The sequence below is a fragment of the Bradyrhizobium sp. IC3123 genome, from assembly GCF_020193625.1.
Lineage (GTDB): Bacteria > Pseudomonadota > Alphaproteobacteria > Rhizobiales > Xanthobacteraceae > Bradyrhizobium > Bradyrhizobium yuanmingense.
On record NZ_JADYVF010000004.1, the window covers coordinates 567870 to 594868 of the forward strand.

Here is a 26999-nt window from a genome sequence, read left to right on the forward strand (position 1 = left end):
TCCTACTGGTCCTTAAGCCTGTCTTCCCAAGCCTGCTTGGCCTTGGCGGTGTCGTCGGTATCGTCGGCGTCGAGCGCTTCGAACGACTGGTCGAGCTGGTACCGATCCCAGATGACGCGGCTGTCAACGTGCTTCGGCTGCGGCATGCGGCCATCCTCGACCATCTCGTTGAACTTGGTCACGCCGACACCGACATAGGCCGATGCCTGATCGCGCGAGAGGCCGCGCGGGCACAGTTGAGGGAATGATCCAACGATCCCTCCGCTCTTTGCTGTGCCGCTGCGCGCCATGACGATCATTCCTTCGCGGTCTTCACCATCGCGGCCCGAAGAACTCGCAGCTTGTCGAGACGCGCTTGCAGTTCGCCATCGGTCTTCGCGGCCAGTAATTCATCTACTGCGCGCAGAAGCGGCTCGCCGAGATCTGCCAGAGTGATGCGAGAGCCGTACCGGGCCAGAATTACTTCCATGTCCCGGATCAGTGAGCCCAGTTTGGCCTGCTCCTCCAAATTAGGAAACGCGGCCAGCTCATTGATCACCACGCGATTGATGGGCCAACCAGTCTCTTTGGTCTTTACATCGATGCGTTTCATGACATCGGCTGGCAACCGCAAAGCCACCGGATGTCCTTCTCCGGGCGCTCTGCGCTTCTTTCGTGGCGGGGCCATTCGGCCAGCTCCTCTGGGATCAACTGAGATGGAATGGCACGAACATAGCACAGCAAGACCGCCTTGTCGATACGGCATATTCGTCGTATCGTATCGTCAGTCTCAAATTGTCTCGTGCGAGGCGGCCCATGCGCTTGAGCCGAAAACTGCGGAAAAAGCTGTTCTACAACGTGCCAGTGGCCGGGAAGCAGATCGGCCATAGCCGCGCAGGGTCGTATCGAGCCGCCCAGCGGGGAGAGATCCCAACGGAGAGGCACGGCAGATTTCTGCTGGTGCCACGCAGCAAGTGGGACCGGATGAAAGGAAAGATTCTGCGGGGGGAGAACGCGGACGCTTGACACGCGACCGCCCCGGAAGGGGGCAACCGGGGCGGCGCATCACTCTCTGTCGCTGATCGTCATCTGTGCCTTGGCAGGCGGTGACGGTTTAGCGCAAAGCCGAGAACCGCGCAAATGCCGGACGCCAACAGCCAGCCAAGCACCATCTTAGAGCTTCACGACTGGCTGTGCGCGATGCTCGCGGTCAGCCCCAAGGTCCTGCCACACGCCGCCGCTCGGCTCGCGACCCGCATCGCGCTGCACCTCAACATGAAAACCGGACGATGTGATGCGTCCCACAAGACGCTGGCGCGCGAGACCGGAATTTCCGAGCGTTCGATCTACCGCCTTGTCGAGTTGTTGGAGCAGCTCGGCTGGCTCGTGGTCGAGCGCGCGACCGGCCGTGCCAACCAATTCCTCCTGCGCACCCCTGCCAACTCAATGGCAGAGGTCACCCCTGCCAACTCTATGGCAGAGGTCGATCCCGAACCTCTGCCAAAATCAGCGCCGACCACTGCCAAAATCGATGCCGACCACTGCCAACAGGTGGCAGACAGAACTACGAGAACTGCGAAGAGAACATTAGTGGCTGACACTAACGTGTCAGCCACAGGGGAGAGAGAGCGCTCGCGCTCGCTCGCGGTCATCCCCGGCGCGCCTGCGCCTCACGGCGGCGCGCCAGAAGTTTTCGACGCCTTGTTGACGATCTGGTCCGTTCGCCCGCATGGCATAGATCAGGCCGCCGCATGGAAGGTCTTCGTCGGGATCTATCCTTCAGGTGTCTCCGCTGAGATCATCGCCTCCGCGCTTAGATGGGTGAGTGCCTACCGGCATGATCCGGGAATGCTCCAGCCGCTGGAAAAGTGGCTGCGTAACGGCGCATGGAAAAAGGAGCCGCCCAAAAGGACGGAGCGCGGCGGCAGCGGCAAGGTCGCCGTAGCCCGGCGGATGATGGATCAGGAGTAGGCGACGTGAACAACATCGTCCCGATCCGTTCGAATGGTGTTTATCGGCAGCTTCGCGGCCTTGCTGATGATGCTGATGTGGTTCTGCGCCGCTATGACGAACTCGAAACGGCTTCCGATAAGGCACAGGCAGAGCTGAGCGAATACGACAAGCAGCTCCTCGCGAGCTGCAAAGAGGCGCTGGAGTTGCTCGACGCGGAATCCAACTATGAAGATGACGACCGCGATTACAGCGAGCTGCGACGTAACGTGATCAAGGCTCGTCTTGCGATGTTGATCGGTGCATTTCCGAATGGCGCTCCGTCCGACCCGGATGTGTATGTCCGTGTGATGCTGGAGCACGTTTGCAGCATGGATAGTTTCTGCCTGCCCGCTCTCGACGCGGCCTGCTACGACATCGTGGCTACTCAACGATTCTTGCCCACGGTCAGCGAGGTGGTAGCTGCAATCACTCAACATCAAGAACGATGGTCGCGTCGGTTCTGGGCGATCTCGCAGCTTGCTGAACGGTCGCGCCGCGCGATTGCGCGGATCGAGAGATTGGAAGAGGCCGCACAATTGCAGGCCGCGCAGCAGCGAGCCGCCGCCAAGACACGCGATGTCGAGCAGGCGCGGCTAAAATTAGAGCAGGCACGACGCGACCTCGCCGATGAAAATGACGCGTACTGCGATGCATGCAGCACGTTGCGGGAGTGCGAGGAGAGGATCGAGCAGGCGCAGCTTCATGTCCACGAATGCGAGAGCGAATTGGCGCAAGCTGAACTAGCTGAGCGGGCGCCATGAACAATCGTCACCGCATAGATCTGCTCGCCGACCTCCGGAGCCAGCTCAAGGCGCTCAAGGAACAGGAAGCTGTCGTACGTGCCGAGGTGCTGGCAAATCCGGACGACATGATCGGCGACGAGCACGAGGCGACGCTGACGCAGACCGTCGTCGAGCGCGTCGATCTTGATCTAATGAAGCTGGAGCTGGGCATGATCTTCTTGCGCCCGTATCTGCGCGAGCAGACCATCACGCGCGTCCAGCTCAAGCCCGTGAGCCGCGCGCGGAAGCCGCGAACCGGGAGGACGTCATGACCTATGACCCCGCATTCGAGCAGCGAGTCTACAGCGCCATCGGCGCCGCGATTAGGCAGGCCTCGATGATTGGCGACGACGTCGCGGCGGTGCGGGTCGCGGAAACCACGCGGGCCCTGATGCGCGCGCTCGGCATGACGACAGCGATGGCCCCGGAGAGTGCCGACGAGGCCATCGTCACCCGCTTGCAGGATGATCTCGCCGACCAGATCGAGCGCGCCCGCCGGAATCCGAAGCTCGCCGAGTTCGTGCGGCGCACGCGACCGATGGGGCGGGCTTAAACCGAGGGAGACGATCAATGGCGACCTATCACGTCTGGGGCCGCAAGCGCACCGAGAGCCGCGTCATGATCAACATCATCGTCGATGCTCACGGGCAACCGGCGCCGCAGATCGCGCGGCGCATCGTCGGCCCCGAATACGTCCTGCATGGGATCGCTCGCCAAATCCCGCACCCTGTGTCCGAACCGATGAAGAACCGGGCGCTGACGATTGACGAGCTGTTCGCGGCGGTGCCTGCGCTGAACCCGCGCCGACCGGACGTCGGCAACTCACACAAGGGAGTCCTATAAATGATGCTGGCGCCTTTCAATCCAGACCTAGATTGTCCCTTCTGCTTGGGATTCGGCTTCATTAGCAACCACGGGGTAGTTGGCCGCTGTGAATGCACAAACTGGAGCAGGTACGAAGAGCTTCTCCGCACCAAGGGCGAACAAGCGCTCGAAGAGCTGCATAACACGCGCGACGACTGGCTCCGCGACGCCTGATGCTCCGTCGCCCACCAACCGATGCCGACCGCAAACGCGAACGCAAGCGCGCGCGTGATCGGCGTCGGTATGTGCGCGAGATCAACGGGCGCAGGGTCGCTCCGGTCGATTACACCAGCGAGATGGTGAACTACCTCGCGAGGTACGAATGGCTGGAAGGAAGCCGCGACGATCCCCGCGCCATTGGCGATGCGATCTTCCGGATGGTGCAGGACGCGGTCGAGGCCGACCGAAAATAATTTCCGACGCGCCGGGAACGGATCAGACCAAAGCCGTGCCATGCTGCCGCCATGAGCACAGCCCTCGCACCCGCCCGACAGGGCATCCCGCTTCGGCCTGATCGCGATGCCATCACGCGCGACTGGCTCCGCAGCTTCATTCGCGCCAGCACTGCCCGCGTGCTCGGCCGCATCCAGAAGACCAGCGCTGAGGCTATTCTCCGCGACAACTGGCGCGAGGACAGCCGGGCCGAGATGATCCTGCGCGGTGCCGTAGAGCCGCTGAAGGTCGCAGGCTTTCCCGGCAGCAGCACCGTCACCAAGCTCATGCTGCTCGCGCCTGATAGCGCGTTCACCGATATCCTCGATCTTGGCGACAAGATCGACCCGACTGGCGTGTCCCAATTCTCGATTGCCTCGCTGAGGAGCTTCAGCGACGCGGTGTTCATCGAGGAGGGATTTCCGATCCCGACAGCGCAAGGCGTGTTCGAAGGCCAGTTGATCGGACCGGTTCGGAAGCTGGCGCTGATCGCGCCGGTCACCAACGAGCTGGAGAACCTGTCAGCCCCAGCCGCCAGCGTGTTGATCTCGCGGCTGCTGAAAAACTCGGTCAGCACGGGCGGCGAGAAGGTTTTGCTCTCGGCTGATCCCGAGACTGCAGCGGCTCCCGCCGGTTTGCGGTTCGGCGTTCCCCCGATTGCCGCTGGCGCGTCGGCGGCCGAAGATCACAAGGCGCTGCTCGCCGCGATTTCGGCCGCTGGCGTCAGTACGCGGTCCGTCGTCCTCATTGTCGCGTCGGATCTGTTTGCGGCGTTCGAAACGCTACAGTGGCCGAATTTCAAGCGTAAGGTGATCGAGGCCAAGACCCTCACCAATGGCACCATCGTCGCACTCGCGGCCGACGGGTTTGTGGTCGCGGGCGAAGGCGAGCCGGTGGTCGATGCCAGCAGTCAATCGACGCTGCACCTCGCTAATCCGGCATCGCAGATCGGAACGCCCGCCACGGCTCCTGATCCCAATGTCGTCGCGGCTCCTACTGTGAGCATGTTTCAGATCGATGCCTTCAGCTTGCGCTGCATTGCTCGCGTGACTTGGAGTGTCGCGCCGGGCTGCATCGCGTGGATTGAGAACGCAACGTGGTGATGGGATGGATGTCGCCGAACTGCTCGCTCTAAAACGCCGCGACCGCGCCGAGCGCGAGGCTGCCGCCGCGAGCGAACCCGAGTTTGTGTTGACCGAGCGCGAATTCGATTACCGCCTCCGCCGTGCGTTTGCCGAACGCGAACGCAGCGTGGAGCGTCAAGTCCGAGAGCTGCAGGCCCAGCACTTGAAGGAAGTCGAGGCCAAGCTCGTCGCTCTGGAGCAGAGGATTGCCGAACAAACGCGCGAGATCGACGAGCGGATCAGCGCCGCACTGGTCGAGCATGACGTCGCACGCGACGACGCTCATGGCATGGTGATCGCGCAGGGCAGGAAGCGGCTCAAAGAGGTGCGCCATGAAATGCAAGAGCAGATCGACCAGCTCCGCGCCGACATCGAGATCGCCACCCACGCCGCTGAGCGTGACCATGGTCGCGGCGAGATCGTGGATCTTCCTGCGTTGCCGCTAAGGAGTCAGCGTTGTGGCTGAGCGGGACCGCGAGATGGCCAGAGCTCTCGCATCAGACATCATGGCGCGGGCGACGATCCATCGGCTGCACGCCGACGCGGACGAACTGGCCGAAGCAGCGCGCGTGATCTTGGCGCCGCTGCCTGCGCTCGACCCGCTTGACCCGCTCGAGCGTGAAGAGGTTCTAGCCAAAGACATGGCCGCGCGACGGCTTCTCGTTCTGGTTGTAGATAGCGAGGCGGGGTAAAAGCCGCCGCTCGCCCGGCTGGACCCGGAAAACTGGCTTTTAGCAAGTTATTCTCCGAGGTTCCGCTCTCTTGTGCTAGGCTTCGGGCCTGTCGTCGCAGCCAAAAGTTCAATTATATCAGTGGCTTAAGTAACGATGTCATCGGCGCCAAAACGCCAATTGGGTCAACGGGTTACGGCTGGCCAGACGTCGAGCCTCTAGGAACGCCGTGGATGCGTTATTCCCCTGCGGGACGATGCGAAGGTCAGCGAGCAGGAATAAGTGCACCAGCGAGGCTGGCTGGCCTGCCAGCGATCAAAGGGGGCCGGGGGGGACCCCGCAGAAAATCCGGAGGTACTATTTCCGAGCGCGGCGGCGCTCGAAAGTTCCAACGTGGGCCTCTAGGCGTTGTGGGTCGGAACCGAGGCCGGTGGATCTCAAGCCCTAGGCGAGAAAATTATGCTAAAATCCGCGCTCAACCGCGTTCGCTACTGCCGTACCGTTTCACAACCGGAGCGATAGTTCAGGGTTCGTCCTAGCATGCCACGCCAAGACGCCAGCGATTTCGCAATCCCCGTCAACCCCAGCCCCGAGCGGGTCAGGCCGCCCGCACATCTCAGCGAGGCCGAGCGGGCCGAATTCCTTACCCTCGTGAACAGCGCAACCGCCAGCCGCTTCAAGGCTGAGGACGTCGCCCTGCTGAGCATGCACGTTCGTCACAGCGTAGCAGAACGCGAGGCATTCGAGCTGTACCGGGAGCGGCCTATTATCGACGGCAAGCTGTCGCACTGGCTCGGCGCTTCCAAGATGCACGCCGCAATCGTGCTCCTAACGTCGCGGCGATTGAACCTGCACCCGGCCGGTCGTCGCGCCGCGCCTACACCGTCAGCGCAAACCTCGCTCCTCTCCGCTTATGACGAGATCCGTGACGCGGAGGACCGCGATGACTATCAATGAGACCCTGACCGGCCTCGACCGCGTGGCCCTTGGCCGGGCCATCGAGATGTACCGCACCACCTTTCCGACATTGCGGCCGCATATCGACCGTCAGCTCGCCGAGGGCAAGGACCGCGACGAGGTCGGGCGATATTGCGCGCACTATCTTCAGGTTTGGAATCTGCGCATCGGGCCGTGGCTGGTGCCGCCGTGCGCCGTCAATCCAGACGCTGCGGCGCGAGGCGAAAACCGTTTAGGCGAAGTGGATGCAATGCGGCTGCAGCGTCGGATGCTCGCTGCGGGCTTGTCGAAATACGAGGGGCACCCGATGGCCGCGCTAGAGCAGGCCGAGCGCTCCACGCGAGCGGCGCCATGATCTCGCTATCCGATTTCGAACTCGCCGCCGTGATGGATGCCGCCGCGCCTATAGACCGCCGCGCACGCGATGCCTTCCTGCGCGAAGTGTTCATCGAGCTGGCCAAGCACGAGGTGATCGGCCCGGCATCATCGGCCGCGTCGTGCGCGACGTTCAGCGTCGGCACCTCGCGCCGCGCACCGGGCACAACGCTGTCGGCAAGTGGGACTAGTGCTGAATCTCAAAGTGAGATTGAGCAGGTTCGACCAGCCCGCCGACGCCGGGCATCAATCGCTGACATCCTGATCCGGCGCGGGATTGCGACCGCGCCGAAACCGAACGACGCGAGGCGAGCTAACTTCGCCTTCAGCGAGATCGCCATCCGATGGCCGGAGACAGTTCAGCGCCTGACGCGCGAAGCATTCCGCCTGCTTGTTTCCGGTCTTCTGAATCTCTTCGATGGCCCAGACCAACATCTGGACCGCACCGTCAGAATTTTCCCGGTTCAATTGCATGCCCTCATCGAGACCCGGACAGCTCAAATGCTATACCTGTAGAAGAGCCGGTCGGTTTAAAATTGTACATTGAACACGCGACGGTGATCGGCCCCGGCATCATCGGCCGCGTCGTTGCCAAGGTGCAGCGTCAGCATCTGGCGCCGCGCACGGGGCACAACGCGGTTGGCAAGTGGGACTGAGGCTCAGATCGAAAACAGCGCCAGCCCGTCAGCGCGGGTTTTGGTCAAACCCGCGCTGACCTCTGGTTCGTTATAGCTTTTTGCGCGTGTGACGAGTATAACGCAACCGGGAAAGTTTGGGAGGGGGAATCGACTTCATGGCGCGACGCAAAGCCGATGCGTTACCGCACATCATTTTGAACATTGAAACCAAGCAACCGATTGAACTCAGCGATTTCGTTTCCGCATTCTCGTCCATCTCAAGCCAGTACGAAAAATTCGTGCGGTCCGATTACCCGGAGCTGGCAGGTGACGCCAAGATCTTCGTTCGCGAGGTGCGCGCTGGCTCCATCGAGGCGGATCTGATTCCATGGGCCATGCAGGGGTTGAGCGCAGTCGTCAATGTGATCGAGCAGATCCAGATCGTCGAGAAGTTTGTGCGCAATTACGGTGCGGTGCTCGGCAAATACCTCGGTGGATCCAAGGCGCCGGAAGCCAGCCGCTCTGATCTCAAAGACTTCATGGGATCTGTCGTCGCCATCGCGAATGACCCGAACGGCCGCGCCACGTTGCAGGCCGTAGCTTTCGAGGACGGCAAGAAGAAAATCAGGGCCGCATTGTCCTTCGACACGACGCAGGCAAGAGAGGCGCAGCGGCAGATCGAGGACCAGAAGTTGCTGCTGGAGGCCTCGACGAGCGCAGATCACCAGCGCGTGCTGATGACGTTCAAGCAATCGAACGTCAAGGATTCTGTGATGGGAAAACGCACCGGTGAGCGCGTTGCCATCGAGGATATATCACCACGCGATCTGCCGCTGATTTATGCGTCGGAGCTGGCCGAGCAGAGGATCAAGCATGAGGTCCGCGAGGCCGACGAAAACGTCTACAAGAAAGGTTTTATAGTTGACGTGAACGTCCAGCTCAACGGTGGCCGTCCTGCTGGTTACCGCGTCACGAACCTACATCAGGTCATCGATCTTCCGGACGAGTGATCCATGATCCTCACCAGAAACGATCTGAAGAAAGAGCTGCTTGGCGCCGTCTGGCAGGGAGCCCTGATCGCTGCGTTATTTTGGTTTCGTGGTGAGTTCGAGCCCCACATTGGCCCCACTGCGACGAGCTGGGCGCTCAACATTCTCTTGTTGCTGTACCTGTTCTCGCTGATCCGCGTCGCTGGGGGTTGGTGGGACATCGTCAGTTGGGAGCGCAACGACCGCAAACTGAGGGAAGAGAATCAACGGGAATTGGCCGCGCTGGAGAGCGAGCGAGAACGCGAACAGGCGGAATACGATGCATTCCTTAAATGGGCGAAGCTAAACCCGAAGACGGTTGACCGCCTGCTCGCCATCGTTGAGCACGAGCAGATTGACGACCCGGAGCGCCTAAGCTGGCTCAGGGAGCGCCGTGAGACGGACGGCCCTGACGCATTGACGGATCTTCCTCGGCTGTTCGACTGGCTCAAGGCGCGTCGCGAACTTCAGAAGTTCGGCATTGAGCCGCCCTTACCTCCGCGCTGAGGGATCATGGCAGACAACAAGCAACTCAGCCTGATACTCGGCAATGCGACGCGCCTACTCGATGACGCGCGGCTGCTGGTCGGCCATCGTCGCTACGCCAGTGCCTTCGCGCTGGCCCTGCTCGGCGTCGATGAGATCGGCAAGGTGCTGCTCAAGAGCTGGGAAGCTGAGAAGCCGTTGCCAAAGCCCAAGGAGCGGCCGACGGCGCATGTGCAGAAGCAGGCGGCGGTCGCAAACCTGCTGGTTGCCGCGCTCCTTGCGCGGACGTTTCCTCAAGGCATCGATTGGAAGACGCTCGACACCGAGGCGCTGACGGAGTCGTTCAACGAAAGCAACGAAGGCCAATTGCTGGCGCTGATCCGTGACGGCCACCTCGACCGCCGAAAGCAGAATGCGCTGTATCAGGACGACGACATGATGACCGCCGTCGATGAGGGATTCGCCGAGATGCAAATCGGCGGGATTCTCGAAATAGCCAACGACGCCCAAGCCGCGCTGGCCAGCCCTTTCAACCGGATGGCAGCACGGTCGTTCTATGAAGCGACCGTGCTGGGCGTTTCAGTCAGCGATAGAGCCGATTCCGGCGCCGCTATTCAGGACGAAAAAATGTGACACTCGCGGGCGAAATCCTGCGATACTCAGCGAGGCAATTGCTCCGGACGTGACAGTGCTAAGTTGCTGAAAACGCTCAATTACGATAGATCGCCCCGGAAGGACAGCAAACATCAATCCACCTTCACGAATTCCTTCGCGATGATCGCTTCCGCATCAAAGCCCTTGTCGACGAAGCCCTGCTCCTGCAGCCATTTGATCTGGTTGTCGACGTTCTTCACGTCGAGCTTGCCGTCGGGATCGATATAGGCGCAGTTGCCGACCACCTGCTCGACCGGCAGGTTGGTGTACTTTGCGATGATCTCCAGCAGCGGCCTGGTCTTGTCGTTGATCGGGGCGACACCGTCCTTCATCGCGGCAAGGATGACGTCGTGATATTCGCGGTCGGCTTTCGCGAGCACCCCGAGGAATTTCGTCACCAGCGCCTTGTTGGCCAACGTCTTCGGCGCGGCGAATACCGCGCCCAGCTGCCACGGCGTCTCGTCACCGACCCAGCCCAGGAATTTCGCGCCGCCCTCGTCCATCAGCTTTCGCGCGGTCGAGATCGGCAGCAAGGCGGCATCCACGGTCTCGCCCTTGAGCGCGGCGGCGGCATTCGACAGCGATTGCAGCGGCACGATCTTCACGTCCGCGAGCTTGAAGCCGTATTTGTCGGCGAGCAGGCCGAGCGAATAATGGAAGCTCGATCCGACCTGCGTCATCGCCACACGCTTGCCCGCAAGGTCCTTCGGCGTCTTCAGGCCGCTCGCATAGGCATTGTTGCTGGCGAAATAGCCGATCAGGGGATAGCCCGGCTTCTCGCGGCTCATGCCGCCGATCACCTTCAGCGTGCCCTTGCCTCCGAGATTGTAGAGCCCGGCGGTGAAGGCGGTGACGCCGAAATCGACGTCGCCCGAGGTGGTGGCGACCGCAATCGGCTGCGCCGCGTCGAAGAACTTCAGCTCGACCTCCAAGCCGGCCTCACGGAAATAACCCTTGTCCTGCGCGATGAAGACCGGCGCCGACGACGACAGGCGGAGCACGCCGATCCTGGCTTTCAGCGGATCCTCGGCCCATGCCGTGCCCATAGCCATGATCGCCATCAGGCCCCCTACCGCGAGCCGCGCAATCCCGATCATCCCGTTTCCTCCGCTTTGTCTTGCAGTGCGTTACAGGCCTTCGGGCACCGCCTGGTCCCGTCCGATGAAGGCGCCCTGTTGTTTCAACGTTTCCTGCAACTTTTCAATGGGGATTTCGCGTGGAATCCGGTTTCCGGACAGCGCCAGCGCGGCGGCGGAACCGGCGGCCTCACCCATCGCGAAGCAGGCACCGGAGACCCGGGCGGCCGACTGGCCCTCGTGGGTCATCGAAGCGCAGCGGCCGGCGACCAGGAGATTGTCGACGCCCTCAGGGACCAGCATCCGGTAAGGCAGCTCATTATAGCCGCGCGATTCCGGGATCGGCGGGAAGGTGAAGACGACGTCGCCGGGCACATGGGCCTCGATCGGCCAGCCGTTGACGCCGATGGAATCCGCGAACGAGGCGCAGCCGAGCACGTCCTCGCCGCTGAGCTGGTAGCCACCCTTGATGCGGCGGGTCTCGCGGATGCCGAGCTGTGGCGGCAGGTCGACAATGTAGGACTTCTCAAATCCGGGCACCGCGCTGCGCAGGAATTCGTACGCAGCGAGCGCCTGCTTGCGGCCCTCGATCTCGCCGCGGGTGAGATCGTCGGGCTCGACGCCGTTGATGGCATGGCCGTCCTCGCGCGCGACCTGGGTGAAGTTCACCCGCCATTCGATGCCGGACTTTTGCGGCCGCACGATCGCGCTTCTGCGCGGGAATGCGTGGGTGCCGGCCGCGACGGCCTTTTCCATCAATTGCGGAATGGTGCGCCAGGCCTCGCCGGCCTTGGCGGGATCGATGCCGTTGAGACGGAGCATCATCGAGGGGTAGAGCGGATGGCCATGCTCGTCGCCGATCTCGAACGGCGCGCCGGCCCACACGGCGAGATCGCCGTCGCCGGAGCAGTCGACGAAGATCTCCGCGCGCACCGCCTGCCGGCCAGCCTTGGTCTCGATCAGCATCGCGTCGATGCGGCGCTCATCGGCCATCACGACGCCGGCGCCGAGGGCGTGGAAGAGCATATTCACCTTATGGCTGGCGAGCAGCTGGTCGGCCGCGATCTTGTAGGCGGCGGTGTCATAGGCCTGGGCAAAAACCTTGCCGAGGATCAGATGCGGCGCGTTGAGGCCGTTCAAGCGATCGATCCGCGCCAGCAGCTCCGAGGCCAGCCCCTGCACCAGCCGCCGGTGCTCGCCATGGACATTGCCGTGCAGGCCGCAGAAATTGGTGACGCCGGCCGCTGTGCCCATGCCGCCGAGAAAGCCGTAACGTTCGATCAGCAGCGTCTTCCGCCCCGCGCGCGCCGCTGCGGCTGCCGCCACGATGCCGGCCGGCCCGCCGCCGAGCACGACGACTTCATATTCGCCATAGAGCGGTACTTTGCGCGCTGGTTCGTCGATCGTCGTGGCCCACATGGCGCGTTCCTTCCCGGAATCTGGTTCGAACTGGATCACGGCTTAGCCGGCGGTCCTCATGCCCGCAAGATCGCGGTTGCTCGCTAACGGTGGACCTGAGACAAGTGCAGGCATGGATTCGATCATCGTCAGATACTGCTTCGCCGCTTCTATCGCCCTCGCGATCTCGGCCGTTCCCGCCTCGGCCGTGGAGCAAAACTGCCGCTTCATCCCCGCCAAGCCCGATCGCGAGGCCTGCTACAAGCGGCAGGAGGAAGACCTGTCGGCTAAGCGCAAGCCGGCCACGCCGGCGGCTGAGAGCACGACGCTCGACACGCTGCGCCAGTTGCGGCAGGACGACGACGCGGTCTATCGCAGCATCAACAACATCTGCCGCGGCTGCTGACGCCTAACCTTTGCCACTGCCCCAATTCGCCGCCCGCTTCTCGGCGAAGGAGGCCAGTCCCTCCGCCGCCTCCGTGCTCTGGCGCTTGAGCGAATGCAGCTCCACGAGCCGGGTGTAAGCGCCATCGTCCACGGCCATGCCGCCGAACGAGCTCTCCAGCGCGAGCCGCTTGGTTTCGGCCATGGCCTCCGGTCCGTTGGCGAGCAGCTGCTCGACCACCTTGGCGCCTGCGGCCTCGAGATCGGCGAGCGGCACCACCTCGTGGACGAGGCCGATGCGGCGGGCGTCTTCGGCGCCAAAGCGCTCGCCGGTCAGCGCGTAGCGGCGGACTTGCCGTACACTAATGGCATCGCAGAGCTGCGGGATGATGATCGCGGCGGTCAGGCCCCAGCGCACCTCGGTGATCGAGAACAGGGCGTTGTCGGCGGCAATCACGACATCGCAAGCCGCGATGACGCCGGTACCGCCCCCGAAACAGCCGCCCTGCACCAGCGCGACGGTGGGGATCGGCAACGTGTTGAGCCGCTGCACGGCTTCGAACGTCGCCCGCGAGGCCGCCTCGTTCGCCTCAGCCGATTGCGGACGCACACTGTTGATCCATTTGAGGTCGGCGCCGGCCTGGAAGTGCTTGCCGTTACCCCGGAGCACGACGACGCGCAAATTGGGCTTGCTGCCGAGGTCGTCCATGGCCGCGAGCACGCCTGAGATCAGCGCGCCGTCATAGGCGTTGTTGACCTCCGGCCGGTTCAACGTGACGGTCGCAACCCCGCGTTCATCGAGGCTCCACAGGACGGGGCTGGTACTCATCGGCGGTCCTCCGGTTGTTTGCCGCACACTATGGCTGAGCGCGCCTGCCCTGATCCATATCTTTCCGGCGTAGGGTGGCCGCGTCCATCGCATGGCGGCTTGTGTCATGCTGGCGCCGGGCGACACCACGGGATGGACACGGGATATCAACATGCGCATCTGCATTTTCGGCGCAGGCGCCGTCGGCAGCCACATTGCGGTACGGCTGGCGCGCGCCGGCCATGAGGTCAGTTGCGTGATGCGGGGGGCGCATCTGGAGGCGGCCCGCGCCAACGGCCTCAAGCTGCGCGTCGGCGATTCCGAGGTCGGCGCCAAGGTGAACGCGTCAGGCGATCCGGCTCAGCTCGGCCCGCAGGACGTCGTGATCTCGACCTTGAAGGCGACGGCGCTTCAGGGGCTGGTTTCCAGCATCAAGCCGCTGCTCCAGGACGACACCGCGATCGTGTTCGCGCAGAACGGCATTCCCTGGTGGTACGGTATCGGCCTGCCGCCGCGGCACCCGACACCGCCCGACATTTCATTCCTCGATCCCGGCGGGCGCCTGCGCGCCTGCATCCCGAAGGAGCGGATCATCGGCGGCGTGATCTTCTCCTCCAACGAGGTGATCGCGCCCGGCGTGGTGCAGAACCTGACGCCGGACCGCAACCGCCTCCTGATCGGCGAATGCGACGACCGCAATTGCGAGCGGATCACGAAACTGCGCGGCGTCTTCAACGATGCGCGGCTGGAATCGCCGCCGGTCGCCGAGATCCGCGAGGCGATCTGGTCAAAGCTGCTGACCAACATGTCGCTGTCGGTGCTGTGCCTGCTCACCGGCCAGACCGCGCGCGGCGTGCGCGACGACCCCGCCTTCACGGAGGTGATTCCGCGTATGCTGAACGAAGCCAACGAGATCGCCCAATACTTCATTCCCGAGGTCAAGCGCGCCAGCCGCAGCGGCCCCGCCCCCAACCACAAGCCGTCGCTGCTGCAGGATTACGAGCTCGGCCGCGCCATGGAGATCGACGTGCTGGTGAAGGCGCCCCAGGCCTTCGCGCGCACCGCCGGCCTGTCGACACCTACGCTCGACCTGATCGCCGCGCTCGCGATCCAGAAGGCGCGCGACAAGGGGCTTTATTCCGCGTGAGCCTCAGGCGAGCGCATCGATCCAGGCCGCGAGCGTATCCAGCACCTCGTTGAGCGCCTCGTCATTGCTACGGCCGGATTTCTTGAGCACCGCAAAGGAATGGTCGCCGCCTGCGACCTCATGCAGCGTCGCCTTACGCCCGAGCCGCTCGATGACCGGCTCGAGATGGGCAAGATCGGCAAGCTCGTCGCGTGTGCCTTGCAGGAACAGCATGGGAATCGCGATTGCAGCGAGGTGCTCGGCGCGCTCGCTCGACGGCTTCTTGGCGGCATGGAGGGGAAAGCCGAGGAAGGCCAGCCCTTTGACATCGGGGAGCGGCGACCTCGACTGCGCCTGCGAGGTCATGCGGCCGCCGAATGATTTTCCACCGGCAACGAGCTTCAGCCCGGGGCAGAGTCGCCCCGCCTCCGCGACCGCTGCGCGCACGCTCGCGTGTGCGATTGCGGGCGGGTCAGGACGTCCCTTCTTCGCTTCCATGTAGGGAAAATTAAAGCGGAACGTCGCAATGCCGCGCTCGGCAAGGCCGGCTGCAACATTCTCCATGAAGGAATGCCGCATGTCTGCGCCGGCGCCGTGCGCCAGGACGTAGCAGGCGCGCGCGTGGGTCGGCTGCGTCAGGATCGCCGAGACCGTGCCGATGCGCTCGATGGCGAGCTTGAGCTCTGTCGTCTTGGCTGTCATGACCTACGCAAGCCTCGATTTGCATCTAAAGCGCGATGAGATCTGGATGAATCGTCATCGCGCTTTGGGTTGTTGTCTGCGCATGATCCTTCCGGAAAACCGCTTCGCACTTTTCCGGATCATGCTCTAGCGGCGCGTGCCGCTCGCGGGCCAGAGATAGTTCAGGACCTGATCGAGCGTCGTCATGATCTCGCGGCGTCCGGCCTCGTTGTTCACAGAGCCGAATTTCTCCTCGAGCGCAAGCTTGGCGAAGCCGTGAACGGTGGACCAGGCTGCCGCAGCCGCCGTCTTCGCCTCCTTCGCGGTGCCGCCGGTCAGCTCGGCGACGACGACCTCGAACGCATGGCCGGCGGCCCTGCTCGCCTGCTTCAGGCGCGCATCGTCGGCAACCAGCCGCTTGTTGGCAAACATCATCTGGAAACGGCCGGGATGCCTCAACGCATAATCGACATAAGCAAGTCCCTGGGCGTGGAGCTTGTCGCGGACGCCCTGCTTGCCGGAGGCCGCCTCGCGCAAGGCGCCGGCAAGCGCGTCGTAGCCGCGGATCGCCACTTCGGTGAGAAGGCCCTGGGCGTTGCCGAAATGATGCGATGGCGCGGCCGGCGAAACGCCGGCGCGGCGTGCGGCTTCGCGCAGCGTGAAGGCTTCCGCGCCCTGCTCGGCGAGAATGGCTTCGCTCGCGGCGATCAGCGCCTCTTGCAATTCGCCGTGATGGTATCCGACCTCCGGCCTTGGCCGGGTCGGGGCGGTGCTGCGCTTGGCGGCGGGGGCCCGTTTCTTCATGTAACTTGACACTGTTCAGATTGCAGCATATCTATCTTAACACTGTTCAGATTGAGCGGATCGGAGTTCGAAATGACCGAAATGCAGAATATCACCGCGAGCAATTCCGTAAAGCGGCGTCATCTGGTTGGGGGCGCGGCCCTCGGCATGCTCGCAGGTGCCGTCGGCGGCCTTGCCGGCGGCGTGGCGCTCGGCCAGGGTGCAGCGCTGCCGCAGCAGAAGCCGAGCGGCAAGCAAAGATTCGCGGGCAAGGTCGTCATCGTCACGGGCGGCACCTCCGGAATCGGGCGGGCCGCAACGCTGATGTTCGCCGCCGAGGGCGGCCGCGTCGCCTTTTGCGGGCGCAACACCGACCGTGGCAGGCAAGTGGAGACCGAGGTGCGCGAGTCCGGCGGCGAGGCCGTCTTCATTCGCGCCGACCTGCGCCATGAATCCGAGGTGAAGGCGCTGGTCGACGCGACCATCGCGCGCTACGGACGGCTCGACGTCGCCTTCAACAATGCCGGCATCTCCATCGAGAAGCCGCTGCATGAATTCAGCGCGGCCGAATTCGACGACGTGATCGGCACGGATCTGCGCGGCGTGTTCCTGTCGATGAAATACCAAATCCCGCACATGCTGGAGAAGGGCGGCTCGATCGTCGTCACCTCCTCGTCGAACGCCATTGCGACCTCGGCCAAGCGCTCGGCCTATTCGGCGGCCAAGCGCGGACTGGTCGGCCTGGTGCAGGCCGCGGCACTCGACTACGCAAAGCACGGCATCCGCATCAACACCTTGATCCCCGGCACCACGGACACCCCGATGATCCGCCGGCTCGCCGGCATGGAGGGCCTGCCCGATGCGGCCTGGCATATCGGCATCGCGCAATGGGCCAAATCCAACGTCCCGGGGTTACAGCGCGTGGCAGCGCCTGAGGAGATCGCGGCTTTTGCGCTGGTGCTGGCCTCCGACGATCATCCCTACACGACCGGCGGCCAGTTCGTGATCGACGGAGGCAAGACGGCTCATGGCTAGATCGGACGCAGCCTGAAAACACAGTTCATGGCGATCCCGGTGGGCGTATCCGCGCGACCACGATCTGGAAAACATCAATCTTCGCGCGTCCTCGGCGCGCAGGCCGTAACGCGCGGAATCCGTCAGCTGACCCGCCGCTCCCGCCCCTCCCAGAACGGCCTGCGCAGCTCGCGCTTCAGCACCTTGCCGGCGCCGGACAGCGGCAACGGCGTCTCGGTGATCTCGATGCTGCGCGGACATTTGTAGCCGGCAATCAACGTCTTCGTGAACTCGATCAGCTCGCCGGTCGAAACCTCTACGCCGCTGCGTTTGACCACGACGGCATGGACCTGCTCTCCCCATTGCTCATTGGGAATTCCGATCACGGCGCATTGCAGCACCGACGGATGCTGGGCCAGCGCGTTCTCGACCTCGACCGAGTACACATTCTCCCCGCCCGAGATGATCATGTCTTTCACCCGGTCGACGACATAGATGAACCCATCTTTGTCCATGTAGCCGCCATCGCCCGTGTGCATCCAGCCGTCGACGACGGCGCGCGCGGTCTCCTCCGGCCGCTCCCAATAGCCCATCATCACTGTGTCCCCGCGCACCACGATCTCGCCGACAGCGCCCGTCGGCACGGGTTGGTCGTTCTCGTCGACGATCTGCACCTCGCAGCCGAGCGTGGCGCGGCCCGCACCGCGATGACGTCCCTTTCTGCGCCCCTCCCCGACATGCTCGTTCGCATGTAGCAGCGTCGCGATCGGCGACAATTCGGTCATGCCATAGGCCTGGGTGAAGCGCACATGCGGCAGTGCGCGCGCGGCACGGTCGAGCACCGCCTCGCTGATCGGCGAGGCCCCGTAGATGATGTTCTTCAGGGACGACAGGTCGTATTTGCCGATCGCGGGGTGATCGACGAACATCTGGATCATCGTGGGCACCAGCAGCACGTCTGTGACGCGCTCGTTCTGCATCGCAGCCATCACGCCTTCGGGCGTGAAGCCCTGAACGATCACGTTCGAGCCGCCGGAGAGCAGCAGCGAATACATCGCCGCCCCGTTGGCAAGGTGAAACATCGGAGCCGCATGCAGATAGATCGCGCTTGCCGGAAACAGGCCTTCGCCGAGTGCGTTGAGCGCATTGGCCATCAGATTCTGGTGACTGAGCATCACGCCTTTGGAACGGCCGGTGGTGCCGCCGGTGTAAAAGATGCCGGCGAGATCGTCGCTTTTGCGCATGGCGTCGGGCACCCGAGCGCTGCCCGCAACCAAAGCCTCATAGCTCTCCATCCCCGCCGGCGCCTCGCCATCGTCGGCATAGATCAGCTTCAGCCCCGGAATGGCGCCGGCGAGCTGCGCGCCGACCTGCGCAAAGGCCTTGTCGACCAGCAGAACGGACGCGCGGCAGTCGCGCAGCGCATCCTCGTTTTCCAGCGCGCTCCAGCGGATGTTGAGCGGCACGATCACGCCTCCCGCCCAGCCGGTCGCCAGATAGAGCTCGAGATAGCGGTCCGAGTTGAAGGACAGCACCGCAACACGGTCGCCGTTCCCGACGCCGCGCGTGCGCAGGCCGCCGGCCAGCCTTGTAACGCGCTCGCCGAGCTCGCCCCAGCTGCGCCGCCGCTGGCCATAAACGGTCGCCAGCCCATTCGGATTGATCTGCAGCGCCCTGCGCAGGCCGTGCGTGATGTTCATCCCGTTCCTCCTCCCGTGCGTTTCTTCCCTGTTGCTTTGCGTCCTGAGTTGCGCCCTTGCGGCGCCCTCGGCGTCTTCTTTGTCATTTGCAGCCGAACCTCGGCCGCTAGGCCGTCCGTCAGCCGCACCGTGAACTCGTCGGCGATCGCGGTCGGCGACAGCTTGCCCTCCCGTCGATACCAATGGCCGATCCAATTGAGCGAACCCGCGATCGCGAAGGCTGCAAGCTTGGGATCGCAAGGCCTGATCGAACCGTCGGCGATGCCCGCGGCAATGTAACGCCGGAAGGTGGCGTCGATCCGCCTCTTGGCGGCGCGTGCGACACCGGCGTTCCGCTCGGCCAGATCGCGCAAGTCGAAACGCACCAGGCTCGCGCCGAAATCGGTTGCCATCAGCGTGGCATAGGCGTGAACCAGCTTGCGCAGCTTGGCGAGACCCGAACCGCCGCCGGCGTTGATCTCCGTGATCACGCCGTCAACGAGTTCGGCGCCCATCGACCAGCATTCGAACAGGATCTCGTCCTTGCCCCGGAAGTAATTGTACAGCGCGGGCTTGGTGATGTTCAGCCGGTCCGCAACCTCGTTCAGCGTTGCGCGATGATAGCCCTGCTCCAGGAACAGCTGCACGGCGGCGCGCAGCACCGCCTCGCGCTTCTCGTCGCGGGCGCGGCGCCGGCTCTCGAACGGCAGCCAGGGCGAAGGCGATGACGGCGGAGCGGGCGGCGCTGAATCCATGGTCGGTCGCTTGACTCTGGTGGAGATCGGACGATATGTTACCCATGGGTAATAAAAAGTCCAATGGGTAATTTATTGGGAGGAATCGATGTCTGACGTGGTCGTCGCCGGGGTCGGCATGATTCCGTTTGCCAAGCCGGGCGCCAGCGCCCCCTATCACGAGATGGGAACGGAAGCCGTCAAGCTCGCGCTCGCCGATGCCGGCCTCGGCTATGAGAAGATCGAGCAGGCCTATGTCGGATACGTCTATGGCGATTCCACCTGCGGGCAGCGCGCGCTCTACCCCGTCGGGATGACCGGCATCCCCATCGTCAACGTCAACAACAATTGCTCGACCGGATCGACCGCGCTGTTCATGGCGCGGCAAATGATCGCAAGCGGGGCGCTGGATTGCGTGCTGGCGGTCGGCTTCGAGCAGATGAAGCCCGGCGCGCTCGGCAGCGTCTATGCCGATCGCCCGAGCGCGTTCGAGGAGTTCGACGCGGCTGCGGACCAGCTGATCGACGCTCCCGGCATTCCGCTGGCGTTGCGCTATTTCGGCGGCGCCGGGCTCAGCCACATGAAGAAATACGGCACGCCGCTCGACGCCTTCGCCAAGGTGCGCGCCAAGGCGAGCCGGCATGCGAAGAACAATCCGCTCGCGCTTTTCCGCAAGGAAGTCACGGCGGACGATGTGATGAACGACCAGGTGATCTGGCCCGGCGTCATGACGCGCCTGATGGCGTGCCCGCCGACCTGCGGCGGCGCCGCCGCCGTGCTGGTCTCCGAGCGGTTTGCGGACAAGCATGGCATCGGCAAAGAAGTACGCATCGCGGCGCAGGCCATGACCACCGATACGCCCTCGACCTTCAAGGCCGGCGACATGATGCAGCTGGTCGGCTACGACATGGCCAAAGAGGCGGCAGGCCGAGTCTATGAAAGCGCCGGCATCGGCCCCGCCGATCTCGATGTGGTGGAGCTGCACGACTGCTTTGCTCATAACGAGCTCATCACCTACGAGGCGCTCGGCCTCTGCGGCGAGGGTGAAGCCGGCAAGTTCATCAATGACGGCGACAATACCTATGGCGGCCGGATCGTGACCAATCCGTCCGGCGGATTGCTGTCCAAGGGACATCCGCTCGGCGCCACCGGGCTTGCGCAGTGCTACGAGCTGACGCGGCAGCTGCGCGGCACCGCAGGCTCGACGCAAGTCGAGGGTGCCAAGGTCGCGCTCCAGCACAATCTGGGCCTCGGCGGGGCCTGCGTCGTCACGCTCTACAAGCGGCACTGATATCGGCCATGGTCGACCAGTCCGCCGTAGGGCGCAGCTTCACGCCGGTCACCGCGCGCGTGGAGCCCGGCCGTCTCCGCTACTTCCTCAGCACGCTGGGTGAACAGAACCCGGTCTACCGCAATGCGGACGCTGCGCGGGCGGCCGGATTCACCGGCATGCCGGTGCCGCCGACCTATTTGTTCTGCCTGGAGATGATGGACGTCGACGACCCATTCGAGATGTTCAGCGCGCTCGGCATCGACCTTGCCCGCGTGCTGCATGGCGAGCAGAGCTTCGTCTATCACGCGCCGGTTCTGGTCGGCGACACCCTGACGTTCCGGCCACGCGTGACCAGCGTGACCGACAAGAAGGGCGGCGCAATGACGCTGATCGGCATCCGGTGCGAGGTGACCAACCAGGACGGCGTGCATGTCGCCGATACCGCGCGCACCATCGTCGTCCGCAACGAGGCGGCGTCATGACGGCATCCGAAGACATAAAGGCCGGCGAGCGCATCGTCCACAAGGTCTTTCCGCCGATCACCCGCCACACGCTCGCGCTCTATTGCGGTGCATCGGGCGATCATAATCCGATCCACGTCGACATCGACTTCGCCAAGGCGGCCGGATTTCCCGATGTGTTCGCCCACGGCATGCTGGTGATGGCCTCTCTTGGGCAGGCGCTGACGGATGTGGTGCCGCCGTCGAAGCTCCGCAGCTTTGCGACCCGGTTCGTCTCGATCACTCAGCTCGGCGCCAAGCTCACTTGCGAAGGCACCGTGACCGAGCTCTTCGTCGAGGACGGCGAGCGTCGCGCAAGGCTCGCGCTCACCACCAAGGACGATCGCGGCGAGGTCAAGCTCGAAGGCAGCGCCGTCGTCGCGCTGTGACAGCAAGAGGACTCATTCAAAGGACAAGACTGCAGGGAAAGGTCGCGCTCGTCACCGGCTCAGGCCGGGGCATCGGACGCGCGATCGCGCTCAAGCTGGCGCGCGAAGGCGCCAGGGTGGTCGTCAACGACCTCGATGCCGAGCCCGGCAACGCCGTGGTCGCGGAGATCGAGGCACTCGGCGGCAATGCCACTGCCGTGAACGGCAGCGTCGCCGAGGCGGGCTTCGCCGATCGCTTCGTCGGCGCCGCGCTGGACAAGTTCGGCGGGCTCGACATCATCGTCAACAATGCCGGCTATACCTGGGACTCCACCATCCAGAAGATGACCGACGAGCAGTTCCAGGCCATGCTCGACGTTCACCTCGTCGCGCCGTTCCGGATCCTGCGCGCGGCCGCCGAGCCGATCCGCGTCTTCTCCAAGAAGGAGGCCGAAGAGGGACGGGAGGTGTTCCGCAAGATCGTGAACATCTCCTCCATCGCAGGTCTCTACGGCAATGCCGGGCAGGCCAGCTATTCCTCGGCCAAGGCTTCGCTGATCGGATTGACCCGAACCATGTGCAAGGAGTGGGGCCGCTACAAGGTCAACGTCAATTGCGTCGCCTTCGGCCTCATCAACACCCGCCTGACCCAGCCGATCGAGGCGCAGCAGAAGACCATCGACGTCGCCGGCCGCGACATCAAGGTCGGCGTGCAGCCGCACATGCTCGAAGCCATGTCGCGCATGATCCCGCTCGGCCGCGGCGGTACGCCGGAAGAGGCAGCCGATGCCGTCTATCTGTTCTGCAGTCCGGAATCCAATTATATCAGCGGTCAGGTGGTCGTCGCCGGCGGCGGCCTGATTGTCTGAGAGCGAGGCGCTGATGCAGTACCGATCGTCGTGGATGACCGAAGAGCTGGACACGTTCCGCGACCAGTTCCGCAAATATCTCGCCAAGGACCTGGCGCCGCATGCCGAGAAATGGCGCGAGCAGAAAATGGTCGACCGCTTCGCCTGGCGCGGGCTCGGCGAGATGGGAGCGCTGCTGGCGAGCGTGCCGGAGGAATATGGCGGTCTCGGCGCCACCTTCGCCTATGACGCCGCCGTGCTCGACGATCTCGAGAGCACGGTGCCAGAGCTGACCACCGGCGTCTCCGTGCACAGCGCCATCGTCGCGCATTACATCCTCAATTACGGTTCGGAGGAGCAGAAGAAACGCTGGCTGCCGAAGATGGCGTCCGGCGAGATGGTCGGCGCCATCGCCATGACCGAGCCCGGCACCGGCTCGGACTTGCAAGCTGTCAAGACCACGGCGAAGAAGCAGGGCAATTCCTACGTCATCAACGGCCAGAAGACCTTCATCACCAACGGCCAGGCCGCCGATCTCGTCATCGTGGTCGCGCGCACCGGCGAGCTAGGTGCCAAAGGCATTTCGCTGATCGTGGTCGAGACCGCGGGCGCGGACGGCTACAAGCGTGGGCGCAACCTCGACAAGATCGGCCTGCACGCCTCCGACACCTCGGAGCTGTTTTTCGACAACGTGACCGTGCCGCCGGAAAACCTGCTCGGCAAGGAGGAGGGCCAGGGTTTTGTCCAGTTGATGCAGCAATTGCCGCAGGAACGCCTTGCGCTCGCGGTCGGCGCCGTCGCCTCGATGGAGCGCGCGGTCAAGCTCACCACCGACTACACCAAGGAGCGCAAGGCGTTCGGCAAGCCGCTGATGGATTTCCAGAACACCGCCTTTACGCTGGCCGAGCGCAAGACCGAGGCGATGATCGCGCGCGTCTTCGTCGACTGGTGCATCGAGCGCCTGATCGCCAAGGACCTCGACACCGTGACGGCCTCGATGGCGAAATATTGGTGCTCGGAGAAGCAGGTCGAGACCGCCGACGAATGCCTGCAGCTATTCGGCGGCTACGGCTACATGCAGGAATACCCGATCTCGCGCATCTTCATCGATTCCCGCATCCAGAAGATCTATGGCGGCACCAACGAGATCATGAAGCTGCTAATCGCGCGGTCGCTGTGAGGCGCTCCACCTCGCCCCGCTTGCGGGGAGAGGTCGATCGCGTAGCGATCGGGTGAGGGGGACTCTCCACAGGTCCGTCTCCCACCGTATTCGCGGAAGCAGCCCCTCACCCCAACCCTCTCCCCGTAAGAACGGGGAGAGGGGGCTCATCGAGCGAGTCGCCGCGCAGTTTCTCTCACCGCGCGCGCCAGTCGCGCGGCCGGCAGCCGAAGCGCTGCTTGAAGCGGCGGGTGAAGTGGGAGAGGTCCGAAAAACCCCAATCGAACGCGATGGCGCCGATCGCGCGCTCCGCCATCGCGGGAGTCCTGAGATCCCTGGCCGCGCCGTCGAGACGATGGTCGATGACGTAGTCGGTGAAGCTGGAGCCCGATCGCGCCAGCAGCTTGTGCACGTAGCGCTCGCTGATGCCGACGGCGGCGGCGACGTCTGCGACCGCAAGTCCCGGCTGGCGGAGCCGCCGGTGGATGGCACGTTTCACCGCCAGCGTGGTTGCATCGGCGAGACTCTCGGCTTCAGCTGCGTGCAGGCGGCTGCTTCGCGACAGGCTCACGGCAACCAATTCGATCAGCGCCCGGAACAGCCGCACACCTTCGTCCTCGCCCATCTGCAGCGCGCCCTCGCTGAGCGTGCGCGCGGTCTCGACAATGAGGTGGCCGACGACGGGATCGTCCGAGAGGCGTGCCGCAACGACGTCGAACGAAGCCGGCAGCCGTTCACGCAAGGCTTCTGCCGGCACCCAGAACGAGGCGACGCGCAGCTGCGGACCACGATCGTGCAGGAGCGCGAACTGGCGGTCGCTGTCGAAGATGCCGACCTGTCCGGGCGACAGGCTGATCTCGCGACCGTCCTGCTGGATGCGGCAGCGGCCGGCCAGCTTCAGGTTGAGGTAGAAGCAGCTGCGATCCGACGCCGCAATATCGGCCGCGGAACGGCGCACCAAATGCTCAGGGAAGCTGACGCGGTTGATCGCGGCATTACCGAGACGGACGTGCTCGACGCTGGCGGGAAAGCCGCTTGCCGCCGCCGGCTCCGGCGTCAGATTCATGAAAGCCTGGCAGATTGCCTCGCGATAATAGGCGAATTGCTCGTGAGGCCGTACACCCACCGTATTCCAGGCCGAGTGGCGCGACGGGACGGGGCGCTCGATCTGCTGCATCGGTTCACTCCGAGACCAATACGGTTCACTTCCAGCCAAGCGGCAAATCGGTCGCCGGTCCACACTTGCCGTGCGGCGACGCTGCGCCGATCTAACCACACCCTCGGGAGGAGCCACAATATGTCGACCTACGTTCTCGTCCATGGCGCCTGGCATACAGGCGCCGAGCTCGAGCCGGTCGCCGCGCCGATCCGCGCCGCCGGCCATCAGGTCCATACCCCCACCATCAAGGGCAACCGTCCGGGCGATGCCAAGACGACCGGGTTGAAGGAAGCGATCCAATCGATCGCCAACTACCTCGCCGAGAACGATCTGAAGGACGTCGTCCTGCTCGGCCATTCCTATGGCGGCATGGTCATCACTGGCGTTGCCGACCTCGTGCCGGAGCGCATCCGCCGCCTGGTCTACTGGAATGCCTTCGTGCCCAATGACGGCGAATGCCTCAACGACATGGTGCCGCCGCATTATGTCGGACTATTCGACGCCATCGCGGCCGAGCGCGGCGACGGCTCGGTGGTGCTGCCCTTCCCGATCTGGCGCGAGGCCTTCATCAACGATGCCGATCTGGAGACGGCGCAGCGCGCTTATGACGTGCTCAATCCGCATCCGCTGGCGACCTTCAGCGACAAGATCGCGCTCAAGAGCAATCCGGCCGAGATGCCGCTGGCCAAATCCTACATCAACTGCACCGAGGATACCGCGATGCCGCACAGCCATGGCTGGCATCCGCGCCTGTCGGAGAAGCTCGGCCTGTTTCGCCTGGTGCAGGTGCCGGGAAGCCACGAACTGTGCTTCTCGGACCCGGCGCGGCTCGCCAAGGCGATCATGGAGGCGGGACGCGACTGATCAGTGCGTCATGCGAGCACGTGGTCACGATCCGCGCGCGCCGCTCAATTCGGATGCCACCAGCGGCCGCCGATGACGACGCCTTCGGACACGATCTTGCGATCGCCGATCAGGTGCTCGCCGACGACGTCTTCATAGTCGAACTGGCCCTGCCGCACCGAGATCAACGTGGCGTCGCCGACGCTGCCCGGCTTGAGGCTGCCGAGCTCAGGACGCCGCAGCGCCATCGCCGCATTCACCGTCGATGCCGCGATCACATCCGGCAGCTCCATGCCCATGCACAGGAACTTCGACATGGTCGTCACCTGGTCATAGGCCGGTCCGTCGATGCAGAGCTGATGGATGTCCGAGGAAATCGTGTCCGGATGGAAACCATTGGCCAGCATGGCGCGCGCGGTCTTGAACGCGAACGAACCCTTGCCGTGGCCGATATCGAACAGCACGCCGCGCTCGCGCGCTTCCAGCACCGCCTTCTTCACAGTGCCTTGCGCCGTCGCCGGCGTGTTCGGGAAGGGGCGGAACGCGTGGGTCAGCACGTCGCCGGGACGCAGCCGCGCCAGCACGTCCTCATAGCTCGGCGGCGGATGATCGATATGCGCCATCAGCGGCATGCCGACCTCGTTCGCGACCTCGAGCGCGATGTCGAGCGGCACCGCGCCCGAGGTGCCCGAGGAATGCAGGCCCACGCGCACCTTGATGCCGACGATGAGATCGCGGTTGGCATCGGCCACTTCGGCCGCCTCGATCGGATTCATCAGGCGCAGCTCCTCGCTCTCGCCGACCATAATCCGGTGCGAGAAGCCGAAGATGCCGGCATGCGAGACGTGCAAATAGGCGAGGATGCGGACTTGGCTCGGCTCGATCACATGCTTGCGGAAGCCGGCGAAATTGCCGGGGCCAGCGCTGCCGGTATCCACCGCCGTGGTGACGCCGGAGAGGCGGCAGAACTCCTCGGCATCAATGCCGAGCGAGGTGCCGCCCCAGTAGACATGGGTGTGGAGATCGATGAGTCCCGGCGTCACGATGAACCGGGAGACGTCACGCACCTCCGTGCCCGGATCCGCCTTGAGCCCTGTGCCAACAGCGGCAACCTTGCCGTTCGAAAATGCGACATCCGTCACGGCATCGAGCTTCTGCGAGGGGTCAATGACCCTTCCGCCGCGAAGGATCAAGTCAAAAGGCAT

The 26999-nt window shown here is 64.0% G+C and carries 35 protein-coding genes; 24 read left to right on the top strand and 11 right to left on the bottom strand.

What is annotated here, in order from left to right; translation table 11 throughout:
• Positions 1 to 2 precede the first annotated feature (2 nt).
• Complete coding sequence (locus tag I6F20_RS17055) at positions 3 to 290, bottom strand: hypothetical protein (protein WP_225127067.1); 288 nt, start codon at positions 288 to 290, stop codon at positions 3 to 5.
• Positions 291 to 295: 5 nt separating this feature from the next.
• Positions 296 to 592: a hypothetical protein gene (locus I6F20_RS17060; RefSeq protein WP_225127068.1), complete on the bottom strand. Its 297-nt coding sequence runs from the start codon at positions 590 to 592 to the stop codon at positions 296 to 298.
• Positions 593 to 1119: 527 nt separating this feature from the next.
• Between I6F20_RS17060 and I6F20_RS17065 the strand changes: the two genes are divergently transcribed.
• From I6F20_RS17065 to I6F20_RS17135, 15 genes are all read left to right on the top strand, one after another.
• Complete coding sequence (locus tag I6F20_RS17065; RefSeq protein WP_225127069.1) at positions 1120 to 1950, top strand: helix-turn-helix domain-containing protein; 831 nt, start codon at positions 1120 to 1122, stop codon at positions 1948 to 1950.
• A 5-nt stretch (positions 1951 to 1955) separates the two neighbouring features.
• On the top strand, positions 1956 to 2732 hold the full coding sequence (locus I6F20_RS17070) for a hypothetical protein (RefSeq protein WP_225127070.1): 777 nt from the start codon (positions 1956 to 1958) through the stop codon (positions 2730 to 2732).
• A complete protein-coding gene (locus tag I6F20_RS17075) occupies positions 2729 to 3025 on the top strand; it encodes a hypothetical protein (protein ID WP_225127071.1) in 297 nt (98 codons plus the stop codon). Before I6F20_RS17070 ends, I6F20_RS17075 begins: the two co-directional genes overlap by 4 nt.
• Entirely contained in the window at positions 3022 to 3306 is a 285-nt protein-coding gene (locus I6F20_RS17080; protein ID WP_225127072.1) for a hypothetical protein, read from the top strand. The genes I6F20_RS17075 and I6F20_RS17080 overlap by 4 nt, the downstream gene beginning before the upstream one ends.
• Before the next feature lie 17 nt (positions 3307 to 3323).
• The gene (locus I6F20_RS17085) at positions 3324 to 3596 is read left to right on the top strand and encodes a hypothetical protein (protein ID WP_225127073.1); all 273 of its coding nucleotides are present in this window, start codon (positions 3324 to 3326) and stop codon (positions 3594 to 3596) included.
• A 194-nt stretch (positions 3597 to 3790) separates the two neighbouring features.
• Positions 3791 to 4030, top strand: coding sequence for a hypothetical protein (locus I6F20_RS17090; protein WP_225127074.1), 240 nt, complete (start codon positions 3791 to 3793; stop codon positions 4028 to 4030).
• A 159-nt stretch (positions 4031 to 4189) separates the two neighbouring features.
• Positions 4190 to 5152, top strand: coding sequence for a hypothetical protein (locus tag I6F20_RS17095; RefSeq protein WP_225127075.1), 963 nt, complete (start codon positions 4190 to 4192; stop codon positions 5150 to 5152).
• Between the two features lie 4 nt (positions 5153 to 5156).
• Positions 5157 to 5639, top strand: coding sequence for a hypothetical protein (locus I6F20_RS17100; RefSeq protein WP_225127076.1), 483 nt, complete (start codon positions 5157 to 5159; stop codon positions 5637 to 5639).
• The gene (locus I6F20_RS17105) at positions 5632 to 5865 is read left to right on the top strand and encodes a hypothetical protein (protein ID WP_225127077.1); all 234 of its coding nucleotides are present in this window, start codon (positions 5632 to 5634) and stop codon (positions 5863 to 5865) included. The genes I6F20_RS17100 and I6F20_RS17105 overlap by 8 nt, the downstream gene beginning before the upstream one ends.
• Before the next feature lie 519 nt (positions 5866 to 6384).
• A complete protein-coding gene (locus I6F20_RS17110; RefSeq protein ID WP_225127078.1) occupies positions 6385 to 6801 on the top strand; it encodes a hypothetical protein in 417 nt (138 codons plus the stop codon).
• The gene (locus I6F20_RS17115; RefSeq protein WP_225127079.1) at positions 6788 to 7156 is read left to right on the top strand and encodes a hypothetical protein; all 369 of its coding nucleotides are present in this window, start codon (positions 6788 to 6790) and stop codon (positions 7154 to 7156) included. Before I6F20_RS17110 ends, I6F20_RS17115 begins: the two co-directional genes overlap by 14 nt.
• Positions 7153 to 7692 (top strand): hypothetical protein, encoded by a 540-nt coding sequence (locus I6F20_RS17120; protein WP_225127080.1) that lies wholly within the window; start codon positions 7153 to 7155, stop codon positions 7690 to 7692. The genes I6F20_RS17115 and I6F20_RS17120 overlap by 4 nt, the downstream gene beginning before the upstream one ends.
• 277 nt (positions 7693 to 7969) lie before the next feature.
• Positions 7970 to 8803 (top strand): hypothetical protein, encoded by an 834-nt coding sequence (locus I6F20_RS17125; RefSeq protein WP_225127082.1) that lies wholly within the window; start codon positions 7970 to 7972, stop codon positions 8801 to 8803.
• Positions 8804 to 8806: 3 nt separating this feature from the next.
• Positions 8807 to 9328 (top strand): hypothetical protein, encoded by a 522-nt coding sequence (locus tag I6F20_RS17130; RefSeq protein ID WP_225127084.1) that lies wholly within the window; start codon positions 8807 to 8809, stop codon positions 9326 to 9328.
• Between the two features lie 6 nt (positions 9329 to 9334).
• Positions 9335 to 9940, top strand: coding sequence for an AbiV family abortive infection protein (locus I6F20_RS17135; protein WP_225127086.1), 606 nt, complete (start codon positions 9335 to 9337; stop codon positions 9938 to 9940).
• A 113-nt stretch (positions 9941 to 10053) separates the two neighbouring features.
• On the opposite strand, the gene I6F20_RS17140 is transcribed toward I6F20_RS17135, so the two are convergent.
• Both I6F20_RS17140 and I6F20_RS17145 read right to left on the bottom strand, forming a co-directional pair.
• A complete protein-coding gene (locus I6F20_RS17140) occupies positions 10054 to 11058 on the bottom strand; it encodes an ABC transporter substrate-binding protein (RefSeq protein WP_225127088.1) in 1005 nt (334 codons plus the stop codon).
• A 30-nt stretch (positions 11059 to 11088) separates the two neighbouring features.
• Positions 11089 to 12456 carry an FAD-dependent oxidoreductase gene (locus I6F20_RS17145; protein ID WP_225127089.1) on the bottom strand — a complete coding sequence of 456 codons (1368 nt, stop codon included), beginning with the start codon at positions 12454 to 12456 and terminating at the stop codon, positions 11089 to 11091.
• Positions 12457 to 12568: 112 nt separating this feature from the next.
• Between I6F20_RS17145 and I6F20_RS17150 the strand changes: the two genes are divergently transcribed.
• Positions 12569 to 12841: a hypothetical protein gene (locus tag I6F20_RS17150; protein WP_225113683.1), complete on the top strand. Its 273-nt coding sequence runs from the start codon at positions 12569 to 12571 to the stop codon at positions 12839 to 12841.
• 3 nt (positions 12842 to 12844) lie between these two features.
• Here the strand turns inward: I6F20_RS17150 and I6F20_RS17155 are convergent, their stop codons facing one another.
• The gene (locus I6F20_RS17155; protein ID WP_225127090.1) at positions 12845 to 13648 is read right to left on the bottom strand and encodes an enoyl-CoA hydratase-related protein; all 804 of its coding nucleotides are present in this window, start codon (positions 13646 to 13648) and stop codon (positions 12845 to 12847) included.
• Positions 13649 to 13799: 151 nt separating this feature from the next.
• On the opposite strand from I6F20_RS17155, the gene I6F20_RS17160 reads away from it, so the two are divergent.
• Positions 13800 to 14774 carry a ketopantoate reductase family protein gene (locus I6F20_RS17160; RefSeq protein WP_036014531.1) on the top strand — a complete coding sequence of 325 codons (975 nt, stop codon included), beginning with the start codon at positions 13800 to 13802 and terminating at the stop codon, positions 14772 to 14774.
• A gap of 3 nt (positions 14775 to 14777) precedes the next feature.
• Here I6F20_RS17160 and I6F20_RS17165 read toward each other — a convergent pair whose 3' ends face one another.
• The gene (locus tag I6F20_RS17165; protein ID WP_225113679.1) at positions 14778 to 15455 is read right to left on the bottom strand and encodes an alpha/beta hydrolase family protein; all 678 of its coding nucleotides are present in this window, start codon (positions 15453 to 15455) and stop codon (positions 14778 to 14780) included.
• Between the two features lie 126 nt (positions 15456 to 15581).
• Positions 15582 to 16238, bottom strand: coding sequence for a TetR/AcrR family transcriptional regulator (locus I6F20_RS17170; RefSeq protein WP_225127092.1), 657 nt, complete (start codon positions 16236 to 16238; stop codon positions 15582 to 15584).
• Between the two features lie 72 nt (positions 16239 to 16310).
• On the opposite strand from I6F20_RS17170, the gene I6F20_RS17175 reads away from it, so the two are divergent.
• The gene (locus tag I6F20_RS17175; RefSeq protein ID WP_225127093.1) at positions 16311 to 17252 is read left to right on the top strand and encodes an SDR family NAD(P)-dependent oxidoreductase; all 942 of its coding nucleotides are present in this window, start codon (positions 16311 to 16313) and stop codon (positions 17250 to 17252) included.
• Between the two features lie 122 nt (positions 17253 to 17374).
• Here I6F20_RS17175 and I6F20_RS17180 read toward each other — a convergent pair whose 3' ends face one another.
• Positions 17375 to 18931: an acyl-CoA synthetase gene (locus I6F20_RS17180; RefSeq protein WP_225127094.1), complete on the bottom strand. Its 1557-nt coding sequence runs from the start codon at positions 18929 to 18931 to the stop codon at positions 17375 to 17377.
• Entirely contained in the window at positions 18928 to 19665 is a 738-nt protein-coding gene (locus I6F20_RS17185; protein WP_225127095.1) for a TetR/AcrR family transcriptional regulator, read from the bottom strand. Before I6F20_RS17185 ends, I6F20_RS17180 begins: the two co-directional genes overlap by 4 nt.
• A gap of 88 nt (positions 19666 to 19753) precedes the next feature.
• Here I6F20_RS17185 and I6F20_RS17190 point away from each other — a divergent pair, with 88 nt between their 5' ends.
• The 5 genes from I6F20_RS17190 to I6F20_RS17210 are packed head-to-tail and all read left to right on the top strand — an operon-like array spanning position 19754 to position 23813.
• A complete protein-coding gene (locus I6F20_RS17190; protein ID WP_225127096.1) occupies positions 19754 to 20935 on the top strand; it encodes a lipid-transfer protein in 1182 nt (393 codons plus the stop codon).
• Positions 20936 to 20943: 8 nt separating this feature from the next.
• Positions 20944 to 21399 (top strand): MaoC family dehydratase N-terminal domain-containing protein, encoded by a 456-nt coding sequence (locus I6F20_RS17195; protein WP_225127097.1) that lies wholly within the window; start codon positions 20944 to 20946, stop codon positions 21397 to 21399.
• Positions 21396 to 21806 (top strand): MaoC family dehydratase, encoded by a 411-nt coding sequence (locus tag I6F20_RS17200; protein WP_225127098.1) that lies wholly within the window; start codon positions 21396 to 21398, stop codon positions 21804 to 21806. Before I6F20_RS17195 ends, I6F20_RS17200 begins: the two co-directional genes overlap by 4 nt.
• Positions 21803 to 22654 (top strand): SDR family NAD(P)-dependent oxidoreductase, encoded by an 852-nt coding sequence (locus tag I6F20_RS17205; RefSeq protein WP_225127099.1) that lies wholly within the window; start codon positions 21803 to 21805, stop codon positions 22652 to 22654. Before I6F20_RS17200 ends, I6F20_RS17205 begins: the two co-directional genes overlap by 4 nt.
• 13 nt (positions 22655 to 22667) lie before the next feature.
• The gene (locus tag I6F20_RS17210) at positions 22668 to 23813 is read left to right on the top strand and encodes an acyl-CoA dehydrogenase family protein (protein ID WP_225127100.1); all 1146 of its coding nucleotides are present in this window, start codon (positions 22668 to 22670) and stop codon (positions 23811 to 23813) included.
• Positions 23814 to 23988: 175 nt separating this feature from the next.
• Here the strand turns inward: I6F20_RS17210 and I6F20_RS17215 are convergent, their stop codons facing one another.
• Complete coding sequence (locus tag I6F20_RS17215) at positions 23989 to 24969, bottom strand: helix-turn-helix domain-containing protein (protein WP_225127101.1); 981 nt, start codon at positions 24967 to 24969, stop codon at positions 23989 to 23991.
• Positions 24970 to 25089: 120 nt separating this feature from the next.
• Here I6F20_RS17215 and I6F20_RS17220 point away from each other — a divergent pair, with 120 nt between their 5' ends.
• Positions 25090 to 25815: an alpha/beta hydrolase gene (locus tag I6F20_RS17220; RefSeq protein WP_225127103.1), complete on the top strand. Its 726-nt coding sequence runs from the start codon at positions 25090 to 25092 to the stop codon at positions 25813 to 25815.
• A gap of 44 nt (positions 25816 to 25859) precedes the next feature.
• Here the strand turns inward: I6F20_RS17220 and I6F20_RS17225 are convergent, their stop codons facing one another.
• The gene (locus I6F20_RS17225) at positions 25860 to 26999 is read right to left on the bottom strand and encodes an amidohydrolase/deacetylase family metallohydrolase (RefSeq protein ID WP_225127105.1); all 1140 of its coding nucleotides are present in this window, start codon (positions 26997 to 26999) and stop codon (positions 25860 to 25862) included.